The sequence below is a fragment of the Citrobacter sp. CFNIH10 genome (genome assembly GCF_002934585.1).
Classification (GTDB): Bacteria; Pseudomonadota; Gammaproteobacteria; order Enterobacterales; family Enterobacteriaceae; genus Citrobacter_A; species Citrobacter_A amalonaticus.
The window spans coordinates 4,057,074-4,077,207 of the sequence record NZ_CP026216.1 but is presented as its reverse complement, the minus strand read 5'-3'; the positions used below and the strand labels follow the sequence as shown (position 1 = coordinate 4,077,207).

Below are 20,134 nucleotides of genomic sequence, written 5' to 3'. Positions count from 1 at the left end.
GCGCGAAACGAGGGTTAATGCGCGGCTTGAGGATGCGCTAAACCATACTCAACCAGGGCGTCAGCCAGTTTTTCAACACCGTCAATCGTTCTGATTCCGGCATTCATGGTCTGTACATCAATCACGGGTAAATGATCGGCTTTTACGGCGGGGATCAGCTGGGTGACCGGGTCGGATTTCAAATAATCCATTTTCACCTGCCAGTCATCGGCCGGGAAACGTCGACGACTCATTTCCCCCAGCACAATCACTGTCGGTTGGGCTTTGGCGATGGTTTCCCAACCGACCGTTGGCCACTCCTCTGCGGAATCAATGATGTTTTTGATACCCAGGGTCTGCGCAATCCAGGCAGCAGGCCCTAATTTCCCGGCGACATACGGATCCAATTGCAGGTCGGCGCTGGAGAACCAGAAAACGGCAGAGACACTGTTGTCCATCCCGGCGATTTTGTTCTTCGCTGCCGTTTCACGTGCTTTGAGGCTGGCAATCAGTTCTTCGCCCTTATCCTGAACGTCGAAGATCCTCGCTAAGTCGGCCACTTCCTGATAGACCATTGCGATATCAAACATGCCTTTGCGCACGCCGTCACCGCCATCTTCGTTATCTTTCGCGCAGTCTGCCGGTGCGGTATAGACCGGGACTTTCAGTTCGCTGAACTGTTCATAAGACGCCACCGTGCCCGCAGGGCCGATCTGCCATTCGAACTGGCTGGCGACCAGATCCGGTTTTTTGGCAATGATGCCTTCGAAGCTGGGGATGTTCTGCGCAATAACTGCAATCTTGTCATTTGCCGTCTTATACGCGTCGGGAACGGGCCCGAACCACAGCGATGTGCCTACCACGCGATCGGCCAGGCCCAGCGCATACAGGATCTCAGTGCTGTTTTGTCCTACGGTGGCAACACGTTTTGGCGCTGCGTGAAATGTCATATCCCGACCACAGTTTTTTATCGTCAATGGATATTCCGTTTTGGCTGCATGAGAAAGACCTGAGGTGAGAAACAGTGCGGCACCAGCAACAACCAGAAGCATTTTTTTATAAGGTAAAGAGGTAACATTAGCGTGCATTATTATCATCCCGTTCATGCCAGAATCTGAACGTCTGGTCATGGATTATATCGTTCCATATATCGGGAGAGTTCATGACGATAGATGACAGGACATCGTGAAATTTATGCATGACGTTATGCAAATAAAGAAAGTCAGCGGTTCAGTCAAGGATCTGATTCACTCTTTCACGGTGCCTAGTATCAAATAATTCATCACATGGACCATCCCGTCCACTCAATGGGGTATAAATTTGACAGCAGGTCTCCTGACTCACGGTAATCAGAATATCGGCCTTCCCATAAAGATTCGCTTTACAGTGACCTGCAACAAAATATGCTGCACGAGGATATTCTGCATCCGCCTACAGTTGCGGGGGCAGTCATGGAATGGGATTGCAATAATCCGCACCATGTTCCTATTCATTACAATGTTGGTGCAATGAAATACTGTCGAAAAAGACTGTATCGGCATTTGTTAACAAGATCAATCGCAAGGGGAAAGACGAATTTTATTGAGTGGGATAAATTTTAGTTGTTGTGTATCAATGTGTTATGTTTTTTTTTGAGGATGAAATTGCGGATGTCGAAATGTAATAATGAAAAGCTAAATGAGAATTGATTGACATTGATCAAGTAATATTCTTATTCATGCGTGATTTACGTGATCTCTCCATATGCACTAATTGCCAGTCATCGTGCATATCCATCACAACCTGAAAATGATTACGTCGCCAGAATGAATAACCTCCCGGTAAAAAATGATGGGTATGTAAGTATAATAAGTTGTACCGCTGCTGCTCGCAGAATGTTTCAGCAAAAGCGAGTAACTGACGTCCAATACCTTTTCTGCGGTAACGTTTGTCCACATAGCAGCGACAAATTTCTGCCGTTTCTGTCAAAATATAGCGTCCGCGAAGTTCGGCTATACGGTCGTCATATTGGCAGACGGCCAGGGTCGCAATGAGTTCCTGCTTTTCGCTCCAGGCGCACAGCAATACATTGCGCTGCTGTTGAATATACTGCTGTTGCAGGTTAAAAACATCCTGCCCGGGAGTAGGGGCAGGTCTGTCAGCCGCAAAAAATTCATTCAGATGTTGAATCAGAAATAACTGAACCGCCGGAATATCTTCTCCGGTCATTTCACGTAGCGTAAATGAAATCACGAGTTGTCACTCTTATTTGCAGAAACTGAAAGCTGATAATAACAACACGGGAGGGGAAAAACAGGGGACAGAGCGGAAAATGTTACCGGCCTGTACAGGAACAGACCGGTAAGCGCAAAAAGATTATAAATCAGCCAGCGCCGCGTCGCGGTTCGGGAAAAAGGCCAGACGACCCGGAATCGGCTTAATGCCAGCGCGCGCCATCGTGCGCAGCGGCTGGAACTCAAGGTTACTTACGCGCAGTTCGCAGCCTTCTGGCAATCTTTTCACAAAGCGCTGGAAGGCATCCAGACCACCTGCGTCCAGCACCGGTACCGCGTCCCATTTCAGTACGACAATGCGTTTTCCTTCGATGCGTGACTCCAGATCGGTAAACAATCCTTCAGCGGCTGCAAAGAACAGTGGGCCGATCACGCGCAGCACCAGTACATCATCGGGGACCTCGACGTTAACCGCTGCCAGTCGCGTCATGCGTGCAATACGGCGCATAAACAGTAACGAGGCCAGTACAATCCCGACGCTGATGGCAATGACCATGTCAAACAGCACTGTCAGTGACATACACATCATCATCACAATGATGTCGTCTTTGGGCGCATGACGCAGCAAATCCACAACTTTGTGCGCTTCACTCATGTTCCAGGCCACCATCAGCAGCAGGGCCGCCATCGCCGACAGCGGCAGCCATGAGAGCAGCGGTGCCAGCGCCAGCAGCGCCATGATCACCAGCAGCGCGTGGATCACGGCGGAAATAGGGGATGTTGCGCCAGCGCGGACGTTTGCCGCCGAACGGGCAATCGCCGCCGTTGCGGTAATCCCACCAAAGAAGGGGGCGACAATATTACCCAGGCCCTGACCAATCAGCTCGCTGTTGGCTTTGTGTTTCGTGCCGGTCATTCCGTCGAGTACCACGGCGCAGAGCAGGGACTCGATTGCCCCCAGCATGGCCATTGAGAAGGCCGCCGGAAGCAGGGCGCGCAGGGAATCCCAACTCAACGTGAAATCAGAATCCGGCAGGTTCCACGGCAGCACCAGTTGCGGCAGTAGTTGCGGTATCCCGTTGCCCTGTGAGCCGTCGGCCAGAATATAGTGGAACTGAGAACCAATGGTGGCAACGTGGCCGCCCAGCAGGTTGACGATCCCCATGACAGCACAGCCGGCGAGTAGGGCGGGCAGGTGGCCCGGCAGGCGAATGCCCAAACGCGGCCACATCATCAGCGTGCCCAGCGTGACCACCCCGATGGCGGCATCGCCCAGGTTAATGCTCGGCAGAGCCATAAATAGCGCGCCGACTTTTTGCAGATAGTGTTCCGGAACGTGGGCCATCTGCAAACCGAGGAAATCTTTGATTTGCATGGTACCAATGGTGATACCAATCCCTGAGGTAAAACCTAAGGTAACTGAGACCGGGATGTACTCAATCAGGCGGCCAAAGCGGGCCAGGCCAAAGAGGATCAGGAAGACCCCGGACATCAGCGTCGCGACAAGCAGGCCTGCCAGCCCAAACTGTTGTGAAACGGGGTAGAGGATCACCACAAACGCGGCGGTCGGGCCTGAGACGCTAAAACGCGAGCCCCCGGTTAAGGCAATAACAATCCCGGCCACAGCGGAGGTATAAAGTCCGTACTGCGGCGCGACACCACTCCCGATAGCCAGTGCCATCGCCAGCGGGATAGCAATAATCCCGACGGTGATCCCGGCAATCACATCACGGGTAAACCGTGAGGCGGTATATTTTTCTTTCCAACAAGCGTCGATGAGGGCGCGGAAAGGCATCACATGTGAGGAAAAAATTCTGTTCACAATAATGTTTCATCCATGAGCGCATCATCTGTCAACTCAATGAAATGGCGGGTTGGCAGGTGAAGGAGGCATAAGTCATACAAATAAAGGTTACAGACAAAAAAACCCGCCGCAGCGGGTCTTTGAGCCGGGTTCGATTAATGCTCGAACATAGCAGAAATCGATTCTTCGTTGCTGATACGACGAATCGCTTCGGCCAGCATACCCGACAGGGTCAACGTACGCACGTTCGGCAGTGCTTTGATTTCGTCGGTCAGCGGAATGGTATCGCAGACAACGACTTCATCAATCACAGAGTTACGCAGGTTGTTTGCCGCATTGCCTGAGAAGATCGGGTGAGTGGCATAAGCAAATACGCGTTTTGCACCACGTTCTTTCAGCGCTTCAGCTGCTTTACACAGCGTACCACCGGTGTCGATCATATCGTCAACCAGCACGCAGTCACGACCCGCTACGTCACCGATGATGTGCATCACCTGAGAGACGTTTGCACGCGGACGGCGTTTGTCGATGATCGCCATATCGGTGTCATTAAGCAGCTTAGCGATAGCGCGGGCACGCACGACGCCACCGATGTCCGGAGAAACCACAATCGGGTTATCCAGATTCAGCTGCAGCATATCTTCTAACAGAATGGGGCTACCAAATACGTTATCAACCGGTACGTCGAAGAAGCCCTGGATCTGTTCAGCATGCAGGTCAACGGTCAGAACGCGGTCAACGCCGACGCTGGACAGGAAGTCAGCGACAACTTTTGCCGTAATCGGCACACGAGCGGAACGTACACGACGATCCTGGCGCGCATAGCCAAAATAAGGGATAACGGCGGTGATACGGCCTGCGGAAGCACGGCGCAGGGCATCAACCATAACGACCAATTCCATCAGGTTGTCGTTCGTTGGAGCACAAGTGGACTGGATGATGAAAATATCACCACCGCGTACATTTTCGTTAATTTGTACGCTGACTTCGCCGTCGCTAAAGCGACCTACAGCGGCGTCGCCGAGAGAAGTGTACAGGCGGTTGGCAATACGTTGTGCTAGTTCCGGGGTGGCGTTACCAGCAAAAAGCTTCATATCAGGCACGAGAAGAACCTCAGGCATGCGTCCATTGGTGGAAAGAGTTTGCCAAAAACTGTGCGGGCCAGGCAGGACTCTCTCCATGCGGTGTATTAACGAGCGCGATGCAACGTCTGGAACAGGGTGACGTTGTCACCGAAACTCAGCTTGCCCGGCTTACCCGTCATCATTTATGTTTTATGCGCGCTGGGTTCAAGGCCTCACACCAGTCACATACTGATGTATGCGGCTGGCAATTCGTCATCTCGCCAACGTACTGAAACTTCAATGAGTTAGAGTAACGCTCTATGCAGTGGAGAGAGGTTGACACCCTTCGCCACAAAGGCATTGAGCCATTCCGGGGCTTGCTCAAGCACCTGCCGGGCACGAGACTCTGTATCGAATTCAGCAAAGACACAGGCTCCTGTACCAGTCAGGCGCGACGGCGCGTATTCTAACAGCCAGGAAAGCGCCGCATCAACCTCGCGAAAACGTTTTCTTGCGATAACCTCGCAATCATTGCTGAATTCACATTTTAATAACGTTTCTATTGACCTTTTTGGCGTATTACGGGGGAGGTCGGGATCGTTAAAAATCATCGGCGTTGGAATACTGACGCCAGGATGAGCCACCAGGTACCATTTTTCGGCCGGTTCCACCGGGGTCAGGATCTCTCCGACGCCTTCGGCAAAGGCGGCGTGTCCGCGGACAAACACCGGCACGTCAGCCCCGAGCGTTAAACCGAGCTCGGCCAGTTCGTCCAGCGACAGACCACACTGCCAGAGATGGTTTAGCGCGACCAGTACGGTTGCCGCGTTCGACGATCCGCCGCCCAGGCCTCCGCCCATCGGCAGACGCTTTTCGATACGGATATCCGCACCGCTACCGGCTGGCAGCCGACCGCGCTCTGCGGCTGTTTTCATCAGCAGTCGCGCGGCACGGACGATCAGGTTGTCTTCATGTGCCACGCCGTCAACCGGCGTCAGGAGATGAATTTCGCCGTCGCGACGCGGTTCCAGGCTGAGGGTGTCGCCATAATCGAGGAACTGAAACAGCGTTTGCAGCGTGTGATAACCGTCCGCACGTCGTCCGGTGATGTATAAAAACAGATTCAGTTTTGCCGGAGAGGGCCACTGGGTCATCATTTTACAATCCAGTTATCCATTTTCAGCTTGATACGCTGAGCACCGTCGGAGAGTTCCATATTGGCCGGCATTGCCGGGGAGGTTTTGCTGTCGTACGCGCTATAGACCACTTTCCAGTTTTTTCCGTCCTGGCTGTAGTTCACTTCGCTCAGGCGGTACTGGTCGTCGAGTTTATAGTCGGTCGCGTCGCCCGGCAGGCCAAGGATCCACTGACGCAGGCTGTTTAGCGGGATCGGCATACCGGTCAGCTTGCCGATCATCTCTTCGGCATCGTCAGCGGTATAGCGCTGGCCTTTATTGTCCATCAATTGCACGTTACCCGGCTGCGCGTTCAGTTCAAGCTCGGTGCTGCCAAGCGGGTTGGTCAGCAGCAGGCGATAGCGATCCTGGCCGGTCTGCTGCCAGAAAAAGCGCGCATAGACCTTCTGCTCGTCGGAAATATAGGCAAACGCGCCGCGCGTTTGATACTGATTTAACTGGCGAACCTCCTGCTGATGTTGCCGCCATTGAGGAGAGTCCGGACTTTTCCCCGGGCCTTTCGGCGCGTTGATCGTACAGGCGGTCAGAACCAGGGTTGCCAGCGGAAGCAGGCGGATCAGGCGAAAATCAGGCAGGGTCATAATGATGACGAATCCTTGTGATACGTTGCAATAATAACCCTTAATGCTAGCGCCGCGCGGGTATATCGTCTACGTTCACGTTATCTTAATTTAAGCAATAAGCGATTACTCCAAAAGGGGGCACTCTCTTTTATTGATTCCGCGCATCCTGTATGATGCGAGCAGACTAACCATATCAACGCTGGTACTACTCCCGCAGACATGACCCTTTTAGCGCTCGGCATTAACCATAAGACGGCACCTGTATCGCTGCGAGAACGCGTAACGTTTTCGCCAGATACGCTCGATCAGGCGCTGGAAAGCCTGCTTGCGCAGCCAATGGTGCAGGGCGGCGTGGTCTTGTCGACGTGTAATCGCACGGAGCTGTATCTGAGCGTGGAAGAGCAGGACAACCTGCAGGAAGCGCTGATTCGTTGGTTATGTGATTTCCACAATCTTGATGAAGACGATCTGCGCAGCAGTCTCTACTGGCACCAGGATAACGATGCGGTCAGCCATCTGATGCGTGTCGCCAGTGGTCTGGATTCGCTGGTACTCGGTGAACCACAGATCCTCGGCCAGGTGAAAAAAGCGTTTGCGGATTCACAAAAAGGCCACCTGAACGCCAGCGCGCTGGAACGTATGTTCCAGAAATCGTTCTCCGTTGCCAAACGGGTTCGTACCGAAACCGATATCGGCGCCAGCGCCGTGTCCGTTGCGTTTGCCGCCTGTACGCTGGCGCGCCAAATCTTTGAATCACTTTCCACGGTCACTGTGCTGTTGGTCGGCGCGGGCGAAACCATCGAACTGGTGGCGCGCCATCTGCGCGAACACAAAGTGCAGAAGATGATTATCGCCAACCGCACCCGCGAGCGGGCGCAGGTTCTGGCCGATGAAGTGGGTGCTGAAGTGATCGCACTCAGCGACATCGACGAACGTCTGCGGGAAGCTGACATTATCATCAGTTCAACCGCCAGCCCGCTGCCTATCATTGGTAAAGGGATGGTGGAGCGTGCGCTGAAAAGCCGCCGCAATCAGCCGATGCTACTGGTGGATATCGCCGTTCCGCGCGATGTCGAACCGGAAGTCGGTAAACTGGCGAACGCTTATCTCTATAGCGTTGACGATCTGCAAAGCATCATTTCGCACAACCTGGCGCAGCGCAAAGCTGCGGCAGTGGAAGCCGAAACGATTGTCGCGCAGGAAACCAGCGAGTTTATGGCCTGGCTGCGTGCTCAGGGCGCCAGTGAAACCATTCGTGAATACCGGAGTCAGTCTGAGCATGTACGGGATGAACTGACTGCAAAAGCGCTTGCTGCTCTGGAACAGGGCGGTGACGCGCAGGCCATTATGCAGGATCTGGCATGGAAACTGACCAACCGCCTGATCCATGCACCAACCAAATCTCTTCAGCAGGCCGCCCGTGACGGGGATGACGAACGCCTGAATATCTTGCGCGACAGCCTCGGGCTGGAGTAGCAACACACCCTTCTTTTTACAAGGTGCATTTACGCCTATGAAGCCTTCTATCGTTGCCAAACTGGAAGCCCTGCATGAACGCCATGAAGAAGTTCAGGCGCTGCTGGGTGATGCGGGAACCATCGCAGACCAGGAACGTTTTCGCGCATTGTCGCGCGAGTATGCACAGCTAAGCGATGTTTCTCGCTGTTTTACGGACTGGCAACAGATTCAGGACGATATCGAAACAGCACAAATGATGCTCGACGATCCTGAAATGCGTGAAATGGCGCAGGAAGAACTGCGCGAAGCGAAAGACAAGAGTGAACAACTGGAACAGCAGCTACAGGTATTGTTGCTGCCGAAAGATCCGGACGATGAACGCAATGCGTTTCTGGAAGTTCGCGCCGGGACTGGCGGTGATGAAGCGGCCTTATTTGCCGGTGATCTGTTTCGCATGTACAGCCGCTATGCCGAAACACGCCGCTGGCGCGTGGAGATCATGAGCGCCAGCGAAGGCGAGCACGGCGGCTATAAAGAGATTATCGCCAAGATCAGCGGCGACGGCGTCTATGGTCGACTGAAGTTTGAGTCCGGCGGGCATCGTGTGCAGCGCGTACCGGCAACGGAATCGCAGGGCCGAATCCACACCTCTGCCTGTACCGTGGCGGTGATGCCGGAGCTGCCGGAAGCCGAACTGCCGGATATCAACCCGGCCGATCTCCGTATTGATACCTTCCGTTCCTCCGGGGCGGGTGGTCAGCACGTTAACACCACCGACTCCGCGATCCGTATTACTCACCTGCCGACCGGCATTGTGGTGGAGTGTCAGGACGAACGTTCGCAGCACAAGAACAAAGCCAAAGCGCTCTCGGTGCTCGGCGCGCGTATTCGCGCGGCAGAAGTGGCGAAGCGTCAGCAGGCCGAAGCGTCAACGCGTCGTAACCTGCTGGGCAGCGGCGACCGCAGCGATCGCAACCGGACCTACAACTTTCCGCAGGGGCGTGTGACCGATCACCGCATCAACCTGACGCTCTACCGTCTGGATGAAGCAATGGAAGGCAAACTGGATATGCTGATTGAGCCGATCGTGCAGGAATACCAGGCCGATCAGCTGGCGGCGCTGTCCGAGCAGGAATAATGGATTTTCAGCACTGGTTACGTGAGGCGATAAGCCAGCTACAGGAGAGTGAAAGCCCGCGTCGCGATGCCGAGATCTTACTCGAATTCGTGACCGGAAAAGGGCGCACCTGGATACTGGCGTTTGGCGAAACGACGTTGACCGACGCCCAGCAGGCGCAACTGGCGATGCTGCTGGCTCGCCGTCAACGGGGGGAACCGATCGCACATTTAACTGGCGTGCGGGAATTCTGGTCGTTGCCGCTGTTTGTTTCACCAGCCACGTTGATCCCGCGTCCGGATACCGAATGTCTGGTGGAGCAGGCGCTGGCGCGACTGCCAACAACCCCGTGCCGCATTCTCGATCTGGGTACTGGCACCGGTGCGATTGCGCTGGCGCTGGCGTCTGAGCGCCCTGACTGCGAGGTCACGGCGGTTGACAGAATGCCGGATGCCGTTGCGCTGGCGCAGCGTAATGCGGCTCATCTGGCTATCAACAATGTCCATATTCTGCAAAGCGACTGGTTTAGCGCCTTGCCGGGGCAGCAGTTTGCGATGATTGTCAGCAATCCGCCGTATATTGACGAGCAGGATCCGCATCTGGCGCAGGGCGATGTCCGCTTCGAACCGCTGAGCGCCCTGGTCGCCGGTGACTGCGGAATGGCCGACATTGTGCACATCATCGAGCAATCTCGCACGCGGCTGGAAGCGGGCGGTTTTCTGCTGATCGAGCATGGCTGGCAGCAGGGTGCCGCGGTGCGTGACGCCTTTAATCGCGCGGGCTACCAGGCGGTAGAAACCTGTCGCGATTATGGCGACAACGAGCGTCTTACGCTCGGATGCAAGCCCGTATGAACAGCGTTACGCTCCTGTTAGGGGTTCACCTCGCTAGCATTGCGCTTTCCGTTAGTCTGTTTGTGCTGCGTTATGGGTGGCGTGAATGTCATTCTGCGCGGGCTCACGCGCGCTGGACGCGCGTCGTACCGCCGATTGTTGACACCGTTTTGTTGCTCAGTGGTGTGGGGTTGATCGCTAAAACGCACATCCTGCCATTCACGGAGCAGGGGACATGGCTGACTGAGAAGCTGTTTGGAGTTATCATTTACATCGTTTTGGGTTTTATTGCGCTCGATTACCGTCGGGCGCGCAGTCGGCAGGCGCGATTAATCGCGTTCCCGCTGGCGCTGGTGGTGCTGTACATCATCATTAAACTCGCCACCACAAAAATACCGTTACTGGGGTAAGTCATGAGGTCGTTAGCTGATTTCGAATTTAACAAAGCGCCATTGTGCGACGGGATGATCCTGGCATCGGAATCGATCCGCCTGGATTTCCCTTCGCAAACTGTCTATGACGAGCTGGAACGTCTGGTCAGCCTGGCGCAAGAAGAAATTAGCCAGCTTTTGTCTCAGGATGAGCAACTGGAAAAATTGCTGGCACTTTTCTACGGCGAGTGGGGCTTTACTGACACCCGCGGCGTTTACCGCTTGTCCGACGCGCTATGGCTTGACCAGGTACTGAAGAACCGCCAGGGCAGTGCGGTGTCACTGGGGGCAATTTTACTGTGGATTGCCAACCGATTGTCATTACCGCTGGTGCCGGTGATATTCCCGACGCAGCTTATTTTGCGTATCGAGTCGCTGGAAGGCGAGATGTGGCTCATCAACCCGTTTAACGGGGAAACGTTGAATGAGCATACGCTGGAAGTGTGGCTGAAGGGGAATATCAGTCCGGTCGCTGAGTTATTTAACGAGGACCTGGATGAAGCGGATAACGCGGAAGTGATTCGCAAGCTGCTGGACACGCTGAAATCTTCCTTAATGGAAGAACAACAGATGGAGCTGGCGCTGCGAGCGAGCGAAGCGTTACTGCAATTTAACCCGGAAGATCCGTATGAAATACGTGACCGGGGCTTAATTTATGCGCAACTGGAATGTGAACATGTCGCGCTGACCGATTTAAGCTATTTCGTTGAGCAGTGTCCGGAAGACCCGATCAGCGAAATGATTCGTGCGCAGATTAATAACATCTCGCATAAGCAAATTGTCCTGCATTAATTTATCGACATTCTTACTCATCATTAAGGCGATCCTATGAAACAAAAAGTGGTTAGCATTGGCGACATCAAGGTAGCAAACGATCTGCCGTTCGTGCTGTTTGGCGGGATGAACGTGCTGGAATCGCGCGATCTGGCGATGCGCATTTGTGAGCACTACGTGACCGTTACCCAGAAACTGGGTATCCCTTACGTGTTCAAGGCCTCTTTTGATAAAGCCAACCGTTCCTCTATCCACTCCTACCGTGGACCGGGCCTGGAAGAAGGGATGAAAATCTTCCAGGAACTGAAGCAGACCTTTGGCGTAAAAGTGATCACCGACGTTCATGAAGCCAGCCAGGCGCAGCCTGTCGCTGACGTTGTAGATGTGATTCAGTTACCGGCGTTCCTCGCGCGTCAGACCGATCTGGTGGAAGCGATGGCGAAAACCGGCGCGGTCATTAACGTGAAGAAACCGCAGTTCGTGAGCCCGGGTCAGATGGGCAACATCGTGGATAAATTCCATGAAGGCGGTAACGACAAGGTGATCCTGTGTGACCGTGGGGCAAACTTCGGTTATGACAACCTCGTTGTCGATATGCTGGGCTTCAGCGTGATGAAGAAAGTTTCTGGCAACAGCCCGGTGATTTTCGACGTGACCCACGCGCTGCAGTGCCGCGACCCGTTTGGCGCAGCGTCTGGTGGCCGTCGTGGTCAGGTGACTGAGCTGGCGCGTGCCGGTATGGCGGTCGGTCTGGCCGGTCTGTTCATTGAAGCGCATCCGGATCCGGACAACGCGAAATGCGACGGCCCATCCGCGCTACCGCTGGCGAAGCTGGAACAGTTCCTGGTGCAGATGAAAGCGGTTGACGATCTGGTGAAAAGCTTCGACGAGCTCGACACTGAGAACTAAGTCACGCAGAAACAGAAAACCCCGCCGCAGCGGGGTTTTTTTCGTCTGAGGGATCAGGCAAAGATCGTCATCAGATAGGCGGCAAACAGCGCCAGATGCGCCGCACCGTTCAGTACGTTAGTGCGCCCCGTTGAGAACGAGATATGGCACAGCACCAGTGACGCCACCATCACTACCATTTCTGGTGCGTCTAAGCCGAACACCAGGTCATTCCCCGTCGCCCACGCAATCAGCGTTACCACCGGTACCGTCAGGGAGATAGTGGCCAGCACTGAACCGAAGAACAGATTCATGGCGCGCTGCACCTGGTTATTCAGCACTGCTTTCAGCGCCCCAAGCCCTTCCGGAGAGAGGATCAGCAGCGCGACCAGGAAGCCGGTAAAGGCGACCGGGGCGTTCAGTTCGGTCAGCAGTGTCTCCAGCGGGTTTGCGTTCATCTTGGTGACGGCAATGACCGCAATCAGATGAATCACCAGCCAGACGGCATGCCACACATTACTGTGCGCAGAGGGCTTACCGTGATGCGGGTCGTCGTCGTCGCTGTCATCTTCGTGCTCATAAACAAACAGACTCTGGTGCGTTTTGGTCTGAATGAGCAGGAATACGCCGTACATCGCGGCAGAAATTAAGGCCACCAACAGCGCCTGGCCGGTGGTGAAATTCGCACCGGGCAGCGCCATCGGAAACACCAGCACGATAATTGCCAGCGGAAACAAGGCAATCAGATACTGTTTGATACCGAACAGATTCATATACTGAGTGGCGAACTTACGCCCGCCCAGTAATAACGAAAAGCCCACCAGACCACCAGTGACAATCATGATGATGGAATAGAGCGTGTCGCGCATCAGCGTAGGTGCCGCATCACCGGTCGCCATCAGCGCTGAGATCAGGCTGACTTCAAGAATGACCACGGACAGGCTCAGAATGAGTGAGCCGTAGGGTTCGCCGAGGCGATGAGCCAGTACGTCGGCGTGACGAACAACGCTAAAGGCGCTGCTTAAAATACCAATCAGGGCAAGAAGGTTAATGCCGATTACCGCTGGTAGTGAATGGCTGCCCCCCCACAGGAACAGCACTACCAGCGCCACAACCGGGAAAATAAGCGATGTCTCCTTATGGCGGGTTTTCACCGCCTCATGTGCATGTGTCATGAATGCTCTCCATCTCTGCAGGTCGATTTTAGTTATAAATGTAATAAAGCGTGTAAAAAATAACAGAAAACGCAGGCTTTACGGTGATATTTTACGAAATTTTACGGCATTTCGGCCTTTCACCTTTAAAACGACAGAAAGAGAAACTCTTGTTTATAGAGTGGTTAAATAACAGAAGCTTATGCAGGCTGCAGGACGAATAAACCTTATTGTAGTGGCAGAGGCGCTCAGGGTTGACCACACTTAAGGTTTAGCCAAAAAGTGGAGTCAATGATGCCCTATCAAGCAAAAAAAGATCTGCCAGACAGCGTACAACACGTCTTACCCGCCCATGCCCAGGAGATCTACAAAGAGGCGTTCAATAGCGCCTGGGAGCAGTACAAGGACAAAGCCGATCGCCGCGATGATGCCAGTCGGGAAGAGACCGCACATAAGGTGGCGTGGTCAGCAGTGAAAAAAGAGTATGCCAAAGGTGAAGATGAGAAGTGGCATAAGAAATCCTAACCACTTCAATTATAAGGTCTAACGCTATAGCTCCCGTGAACGCGTAGGCGAATCGTGCTACCCGCCCCCGTTGCTGCCTTGCAAGCGGCCCATGAATTGCATATTGTCGTGATATTGGTTTCAAAATGAGCAGTTAAAATGCCCGGAAGGCGTCAAAAAGTTGTCGCAGGGAAGTATGCAGTGGCGGAGGTGTAAGGTGTTAACGCGTGATTTCTTGATGAATGCCGATTGTAAAACGGCATTTGGTGCTATTGAAGAATCACTCTTATGGTCAGCAGAGCAACGTGCAGCGTCCCTTGCGGCGACGCTGGCATGCCGACCAGATGATGGACCGGTGTGGATCTTCGGTTATGGATCGTTGATGTGGAACCCGGCGTTAGAATTTGAGGAGTCATGTACCGGTACGCTGGTGGGATGGCATCGGGCCTTTTGCCTGCGTCTCACGGCAGGGCGCGGAACCGCGTGTCAGCCGGGACGAATGCTTGCACTAAAAGAGGGCGGACGCACCACCGGTGTGGCCTATCGTCTTCCGGATGCCTCGCTTGAACAGGAATTAACGCTGCTGTGGAAGCGCGAAATGATCACCGGCTGCTACCTGCCGACGTGGTGTCAACTGACGTTGGACGACGGACGAACGGTCAATGCACTGGTATTTATTATGGATCCGCGCCATCCGCTGTATGAGTCGGACACGCGAGCGCAAATAATCGCCCCGTTGATTGCTGCTGCCAGTGGGCCGCTTGGCACGAACGCGCAGTACCTGTTTTCGCTTGAACAGGAGTTGCAGAAACTGGGGATGCAGGATGAGTGTCTTAACGATCTGGTGACTAACGTGCGCGGTTTGTTAGGGGAGTCCCTGCCTGAAGGTGTTTTGCGGCCGGGTTTCGCGTGAGGCTTATGTCGGCCCGGCTGCGTAAGCGCGACCGGGCCATTTGCGTATCAGGCGGCAATATAACTGATGGAATGTTCAAGCGACTGGCTATGACTGTCGATCAGGACATTCCAGACGCCGGTATACGGTACGGTCAACCATGCGTTATCACGGTTCTGCACGCTTAATATGTCGGTCTGCGTGTCTTTAACGTGATTTTTTTCGCTCATCAGATGGATGTGGCAACGCTCCGAACAGCGTACGACCACGGTATCCCCACCAAATAACTTCAAACTTGCCTTTACTAATGCCATTTCTCACCCCGTATTGAAAACAACGTACTTCCTTTCGGAAGTGCTGCGTGATGTTGTTCACATTTTACCCATGAGGCATAACACCAAAGAGTTAGGCTGCGGATGCTGATTTTGATCAAAAAATGGCATAACGATTAAACAATAGTGACAAAATCCCGGAGAAAAGCGTGATCGGGCGCACTTACTTTTGGTAAAGATACGCCCCAATAAGATTAAATTCGGAAATAACCGGCTGTTTCAGCAAGCTTGCCTGAAAAGGGGGATTAAAAGGTGAGCACTTTGTCGGCGGCCAGCGTCCATTGCGCCAGTTCCACCAGCGTTCCGACTTCCACGCCGTCGATCAGCGGCAGTGTCGTGATCCCGCGCCCGTCCGTGCAGGTCTTGCACAGTTTTACCGGGACGTTCTGGGCAGTAAGGATCTCCAGCATCTGCTGGATGTTATAGCCTTCTGTGGGCTTCTGACCGCGCAAACCCGCCGTAACGGCATCCGACAGCAGAAACAGACGAAGGTCGAGGTCGCTCGCCTGTTCACGTAACGCGATCGCCAGCCGCAGGCTGTTAAATAACGATTCGCTACCGTATGCCGCACCGTTGGCAATGATCACTATCTTTTGCATGTTGACTCCTGTTAGCGGGGAAGTTTGAATTGTCAGTCATTTATGTTACCGCGCAAGCGGGGTGATACCAACGAAAGTCTGAGGAAAAGGAGAGCCTGGCAAGAGTAAGGATATTCCTGAAAGTGTGAGAAAACCTGCAAAACGACGAGGAGTCAGGTAAGCTTTTAAAGGTTAAGTTAACTGAATTCCGTAAGAAGCTATCGTCAATTTGAGTCGTTTTGTATCGCATTCCCTCCCTCTCTGGTTACTCTTGCTGTTAGCAGGCGGTCACGCCAGTGCACAATCCTCCTTTATGCAACAGGCCGAAAATCCCTTTGATAATAACCAGGACGGGTTGCCCGATCTGGGCATGGCTCCCGAATCGCATGAAGGCGAAAAACATTTCGCCGAGATGGTAAAAGCCTTTGGCGAGGCGAGCATGATCGACAACGGTCTGGACACCGGCGAGCAGGCAAAGCAATTTGCCTTTGGCCAGGTGCGCGATGCGGTGAGTGAACAGGTGAATCAACAACTGGAATCCTGGCTGTCGCCATGGGGGAAGGCCAGCGTCAACGTGCAGGTCGATAACGAAGGCAATTTCAACGGTAGTCGCGGAAGCTGGTTTGTCCCCTGGCAGGATAACTCGCGCTACCTCACCTGGAGTCAACTGGGTCTTACTCAGCAGGATGACGGGCTGGTGAGTAATGTGGGTATCGGCCAGCGCTGGGTGCGTGACGGCTGGCTGCTCGGCTATAACACTTTCTACGATAATCTGCTCGATGAAAACCTCCAGCGCGGCGGGCTGGGCGCTGAAGCGTGGGGGGAATACCTGCGGCTGTCGGCCAATTATTACCAGCCGTTTGCCTCATGGCGCGCCCATACGCCGACGCTGGAGCAACGAATGGCGCGCGGTTACGACGTAACGGCGCAAATGCGACTGCCGTTCTACGAATATCTCAATACCAGCGTTAGCGTGGAACAATATTTTGGTGACAGCGTCGATCTGTTCGATTCCGGAACGGGCTATCACAATCCGGTGGCGGTGAAACTGGGGCTGAATTACACCCCGGTCCCGCTGGTCACGGTCACCGCCCAGCACAAGCAGGGGGAGAGCGGTCTCAGCCAGAACAACCTCGGGCTTAACCTGAACTACCGCTTCGGCGTACCGCTGAAAAAACAACTGGCTGCCAGCGAGGTGGCGGAGAGCCAGTCGCTGCGCGGAAGCCGCTACGATCATCCGCAGCGCAACAACCTACCGACGATGGAGTATCGTCAGCGCAAAACCCTGAGCGTATTTCTGGCAACCCCACCGTGGGATCTGCATCCGGGCGAAACGGTGCCGCTAAAATTGCAGGTACGTAGTCGGCATGGCGTTCGTCATCTCACCTGGCAGGGGGACGCGCAGGCGCTGAGCCTGACGGCGGGGACAAACGCGGAAAGCGTTGAGGGTTGGACGGTGATTATGCCGGCCTGGGACAGCAGCGAAGGCGCGAATAACCGCTGGCAGTTGTCGGTAGTGGTGGAAGATGAGAAGGGGCAGCGTGTCTCTTCCAATGAGATCACGCTCACGCTGACGGAACCCTTTATGGCAATGCCAGGGGACGATCCGCGCTGGAGGTTGCTCCCGGAGGAGTAATCAGAAGATACGTTCCTGATGCACCCACACTGCCGCTTCAACACGTGATTTAAGCTTCATCTTCTTCAGCATATGCTTCACGTGGACTTTCACCGTGCTCTCGGTGATATCCAGGCGGCGGGCAATCATTTTGTTCGGTAGACCCTGGGCGATAAGCTTCAGAATGTCACGCTCACGCGGGGTGAGTTGGGTGACATCGCGATCGGAGGTGGCGCGGTTGGCGCGCAGGCTGGCATCCAGCACCGGCGTTAACGCTTCGCTTAAGACCATCTCTCCGGCGGCAGCCTGCTGTAACGACTTAAGCAGATCTTCCGGTTCCATATCCTTCAACAGATAACCATCAGCCCCGCGCTTGAGCGCCGTCACGACATCTTCCTCATGATTCGACACGCTAAAGACGACGATCCGTCCGGACAGCGCTTTCTCACGTAATTTGTCGAGGGTTTCCAGCCCGTTCATCCCCGGCATGTTCAGGTCGAGCAGGATCAGATCCGGGTCAAGCGATTCGGCCAGTTCGATACCCTGTTCGCCGTTGCTGGCTTCACCGACCACGGTGATATCGGGCGCCATGCTGACAAGCTGTTTGACGCCGGTCCGCAACATCGGATGATCGTCGATGAGCAGGATAGTTGCCGGTTCCTGATTATTCATGGGTATCTCCTTGAACTTCTGTGAAGTATTTTTCGGGAATAAACGTGACAGCGACTTCAGTGCCTCCCGTCTCGCGACGGCGTACCTGGCAATCTCCGCGCAGGCTCTGTGCCCGGTCGCGCATAATGATCATGCCATAGTGGTTACTGCGTTCGGCGTTCTCAGGAACGCCGCAGCCGTTGTCCTGTACAGTCAATTTTACCTGCTTGCCTTTCAGCGCCACGGTGACCACCACATCATCAGCGTGAGAATGCTTAAGCGCATTGCTTAAGGCTTCGCGGGCAATTTGCAGCAGGTGAATCGCCTGATGCGAAGGCACCAGGCGCGGTGGTAACTGGTAATCCAGTTTCACCGTAAAACCAAAACGGGCGCTGTATTCCTGGCAGCTGGCTTCCAGCGCGGGGCGCAGACCGGGTTCCGTCAGCCGTAAGCGAAACGTCGTCAACAGTTCACGCAGTTGCGCCCATGACGCATTCAGCTCGTTGCGGATCTGGCCGAGCAGGTCGCGGCTGCTGTCCGGCAATGTCTCTCCCTGCATTTGCAGGCAACTGACCTGCATCTTCATACAGGACAGTGATTGTGCAATAGAATCATGCAGTTCGCGCGCAATGGTTGCACGCTCTTCCATGACAATCAACTGCTGCTGGCGTTCCTGATTGCGATCCAACGCCAGCGTCGCGGTGAGCTGTTCCACGACGGTATCCACCAGTTGCTGCTGATCGTGACTCAGGTGACGCCCCTGCGGCAGGGTCGCCAGCAAAATGCCGTACTGGGTATGGGTGTCCGTTAAGCGCCATTTCAGCGTCATTCCCCCTTCAATTGGCGGCAGCGACTCGCGGGGACAGAGATGGCACCCTTTATCATCACAGCTGATATCGGACTGGCAGGTAAATTCCTGATGGTTCTCTTCATCTTCCTGGTCATAAACCCGCAGTTCGATGTCATGCATTTGGGTCAGGTTTTGCAGACCGTTCAGCACCGGGGAGAGACGTTCGCAAAGCGGCACTGGCGAATGCAGACGGCGGTTGGCCTGCCAGAGAAAAGAGAGGATCTGGTTTTTCTGCTCCAGCCCGGCCGTTTTTTCTTTGACGCGTTGTTCGAGCACCGAATAGCTTTCCGCCAGTTCGTCGGACATGTTATTGAGCGCGTCGCCGAGCATCGCCATCTCATTACGCCCGCCGATCTGCGCGCGTTGGGTAAAGTCGCGCTGACTGACGGCACGGGCCATCGACAACAGTTGCTTCCACGGCTGAAGCAGTCGCGCCCGCAGCCAGATAATGGTAAAGACCAGCAGCAGCGCCATAAAAATCGCCATCACCCGGTGCACCATCACCACGCGTTCGATGCGCATTTCGGTGGTGTGGTCAAACGCGGAGACGAGCCGATCAAGGCCAGCGACAAACTGGTTGACGTCGGCCGCGACGGCGTCTCTGCTACTGGCTTGCCGCAGGCCGGGGGAGAGTTCGCGATGCCAGTAATCCTGGAGGGCGCGCAGTTGTTCCTGCTGACCGTCGCGTTCTGCTGCGCGGGTCAGTTCCGGGCTGAACGCGGTCTGCTCCATCTCATCAAGCAATTTCTGGTCGTCAGCGCTCAGTGGTACCGCGGCGAGCAGTCGATAGCTTTGCATCCGCAGCGATCCGGTTTTATTAATGGCGTGCGCGCTACCCTGGACGCCCTGAACCAGCCAGCCAGAGACAGCCATACCCGCCACGCCGATCGCGGTTGAGAGCATCACAATAAGCGCCACCTGGTTAACCAGCGTGAGCGGAGAGAGACAACGTTTTAGCATAAAACCTTCTTCCTTCAGGTCTCCGGACAGCGAATGGGGAAACCTCAATGAATGACGAGAGTGCCGGGCAGAATCGGCAGTGGCGTTATTCTCGACCATCCCCTGGAGTATACCCATACCTAAAGCGAGTTACCTCTTAATTGCCGTATCCGGAGGGGATTTGAGGAAGGGGGTAGCTGCGGCAGGCAGCACTGTGAAAAACCACGTATTTTTTGGCGAATTATCCTACTCACTTAGGGTGATCATGATTTTTCCGTTGAGATATCGACAACTTTTCC

General features: G+C 54.4%; 20 protein-coding genes and 1 riboswitch. Of the genes, 9 read left to right on the top strand and 11 right to left on the bottom strand.

Translation table 11 applies throughout. The annotated features are described in order from the left end of the window. Positions 1-14 precede the first annotated feature (14 nt). From C2U53_RS23515 to lolB, 6 genes are all read right to left on the bottom strand, one after another. A complete protein-coding gene (locus C2U53_RS23515; RefSeq protein ID WP_104446514.1) occupies positions 15-1,067 on the bottom strand; it encodes an ABC transporter substrate-binding protein in 1,053 nt (350 codons plus the stop codon). Between the two features lie 219 nt (positions 1,068-1,286). After that, positions 1,287-1,515, bottom strand: a riboswitch (cobalamin riboswitch). 162 nt (positions 1,516-1,677) lie between these two features. Continuing rightward, the gene (locus tag C2U53_RS23510; protein ID WP_043001918.1) at positions 1,678-2,187 is read right to left on the bottom strand and encodes an N-acetyltransferase; all 510 of its coding nucleotides are present in this window, start codon (positions 2,185-2,187) and stop codon (positions 1,678-1,680) included. Between the two features lie 147 nt (positions 2,188-2,334). Next, positions 2,335-4,014 carry a C4-dicarboxylic acid transporter DauA gene (gene dauA / locus C2U53_RS23505; RefSeq protein ID WP_071888393.1) on the bottom strand — a complete coding sequence of 560 codons (1,680 nt, stop codon included), beginning with the start codon at positions 4,012-4,014 and terminating at the stop codon, positions 2,335-2,337. Between the two features lie 137 nt (positions 4,015-4,151). Then, complete coding sequence (gene prs, locus C2U53_RS23500) at positions 4,152-5,099, bottom strand: ribose-phosphate diphosphokinase (RefSeq protein WP_001518537.1); 948 nt, start codon at positions 5,097-5,099, stop codon at positions 4,152-4,154. A gap of 266 nt (positions 5,100-5,365) precedes the next feature. Continuing rightward, positions 5,366-6,217 (bottom strand): 4-(cytidine 5'-diphospho)-2-C-methyl-D-erythritol kinase, encoded by an 852-nt coding sequence (gene ispE / locus C2U53_RS23490; protein ID WP_043000478.1) that lies wholly within the window; start codon positions 6,215-6,217, stop codon positions 5,366-5,368. Continuing rightward, entirely contained in the window at positions 6,214-6,837 is a 624-nt protein-coding gene (gene lolB / locus C2U53_RS23485; RefSeq protein WP_044328030.1) for a lipoprotein insertase outer membrane protein LolB, read from the bottom strand. Before lolB ends, ispE begins: the two co-directional genes overlap by 4 nt. 201 nt (positions 6,838-7,038) lie before the next feature. Here lolB and hemA point away from each other — a divergent pair, with 201 nt between their 5' ends. Genes hemA through kdsA form a run of 6 tightly spaced genes read left to right on the top strand, consistent with a single transcriptional unit; the run spans position 7,039 to position 12,341 of the window. Beyond that, entirely contained in the window at positions 7,039-8,295 is a 1,257-nt protein-coding gene (hemA, locus tag C2U53_RS23480) for a glutamyl-tRNA reductase (protein ID WP_043000480.1), read from the top strand. A 37-nt stretch (positions 8,296-8,332) separates the two neighbouring features. After that, complete coding sequence (gene prfA, locus C2U53_RS23475) at positions 8,333-9,415, top strand: peptide chain release factor 1 (protein ID WP_044257688.1); 1,083 nt, start codon at positions 8,333-8,335, stop codon at positions 9,413-9,415. Continuing rightward, the gene (gene prmC, locus C2U53_RS23470; RefSeq protein ID WP_058588144.1) at positions 9,415-10,248 is read left to right on the top strand and encodes a peptide chain release factor N(5)-glutamine methyltransferase; all 834 of its coding nucleotides are present in this window, start codon (positions 9,415-9,417) and stop codon (positions 10,246-10,248) included. Before prfA ends, prmC begins: the two co-directional genes overlap by 1 nt. After that, positions 10,245-10,637: an invasion regulator SirB2 gene (gene sirB2 / locus C2U53_RS23465; RefSeq protein ID WP_044328038.1), complete on the top strand. Its 393-nt coding sequence runs from the start codon at positions 10,245-10,247 to the stop codon at positions 10,635-10,637. The genes prmC and sirB2 overlap by 4 nt, the downstream gene beginning before the upstream one ends. A 3-nt stretch (positions 10,638-10,640) precedes the next feature. Continuing rightward, on the top strand, positions 10,641-11,450 hold the full coding sequence (sirB1, locus tag C2U53_RS23460; protein WP_043000484.1) for an invasion regulator SirB1: 810 nt from the start codon (positions 10,641-10,643) through the stop codon (positions 11,448-11,450). 36 nt (positions 11,451-11,486) lie between these two features. After that, positions 11,487-12,341 carry a 3-deoxy-8-phosphooctulonate synthase gene (kdsA, locus tag C2U53_RS23455; RefSeq protein WP_043000485.1) on the top strand — a complete coding sequence of 285 codons (855 nt, stop codon included), beginning with the start codon at positions 11,487-11,489 and terminating at the stop codon, positions 12,339-12,341. Between the two features lie 53 nt (positions 12,342-12,394). Here kdsA and chaA read toward each other — a convergent pair whose 3' ends face one another. Further along, complete coding sequence (chaA, locus tag C2U53_RS23450) at positions 12,395-13,495, bottom strand: sodium-potassium/proton antiporter ChaA (RefSeq protein WP_043000486.1); 1,101 nt, start codon at positions 13,493-13,495, stop codon at positions 12,395-12,397. A gap of 273 nt (positions 13,496-13,768) precedes the next feature. Between chaA and chaB the strand changes: the two genes are divergently transcribed. Continuing rightward, positions 13,769-13,999 carry a putative cation transport regulator ChaB gene (chaB, locus tag C2U53_RS23445; protein ID WP_043000487.1) on the top strand — a complete coding sequence of 77 codons (231 nt, stop codon included), beginning with the start codon at positions 13,769-13,771 and terminating at the stop codon, positions 13,997-13,999. Between the two features lie 196 nt (positions 14,000-14,195). Then, positions 14,196-14,891 carry a gamma-glutamylcyclotransferase gene (locus C2U53_RS23440; RefSeq protein WP_104446513.1) on the top strand — a complete coding sequence of 232 codons (696 nt, stop codon included), beginning with the start codon at positions 14,196-14,198 and terminating at the stop codon, positions 14,889-14,891. A gap of 47 nt (positions 14,892-14,938) precedes the next feature. Here the strand turns inward: C2U53_RS23440 and C2U53_RS23435 are convergent, their stop codons facing one another. Beyond that, positions 14,939-15,184, bottom strand: coding sequence for a DUF1883 domain-containing protein (locus tag C2U53_RS23435; RefSeq protein WP_042318612.1), 246 nt, complete (start codon positions 15,182-15,184; stop codon positions 14,939-14,941). A gap of 263 nt (positions 15,185-15,447) precedes the next feature. Further along, positions 15,448-15,801: a DsrE/DsrF/TusD sulfur relay family protein gene (locus C2U53_RS23430; RefSeq protein ID WP_104446512.1), complete on the bottom strand. Its 354-nt coding sequence runs from the start codon at positions 15,799-15,801 to the stop codon at positions 15,448-15,450. Positions 15,802-16,009: 208 nt separating this feature from the next. Here C2U53_RS23430 and C2U53_RS23425 point away from each other — a divergent pair, with 208 nt between their 5' ends. Beyond that, complete coding sequence (locus tag C2U53_RS23425; RefSeq protein WP_104446511.1) at positions 16,010-17,416, top strand: YchO/YchP family invasin; 1,407 nt, start codon at positions 16,010-16,012, stop codon at positions 17,414-17,416. Here C2U53_RS23425 and narL read toward each other — a convergent pair whose 3' ends face one another. Together narL and narX are read right to left on the bottom strand one after the other, a co-directional pair. Further along, positions 17,417-18,067 carry a two-component system response regulator NarL gene (gene narL, locus C2U53_RS23420; protein WP_104446510.1) on the bottom strand — a complete coding sequence of 217 codons (651 nt, stop codon included), beginning with the start codon at positions 18,065-18,067 and terminating at the stop codon, positions 17,417-17,419. Continuing rightward, positions 18,060-19,856, bottom strand: coding sequence for a nitrate/nitrite two-component system sensor histidine kinase NarX (narX, locus tag C2U53_RS23415; RefSeq protein WP_104446509.1), 1,797 nt, complete (start codon positions 19,854-19,856; stop codon positions 18,060-18,062). Before narX ends, narL begins: the two co-directional genes overlap by 8 nt. Positions 19,857-20,134 lie beyond the last annotated feature (278 nt).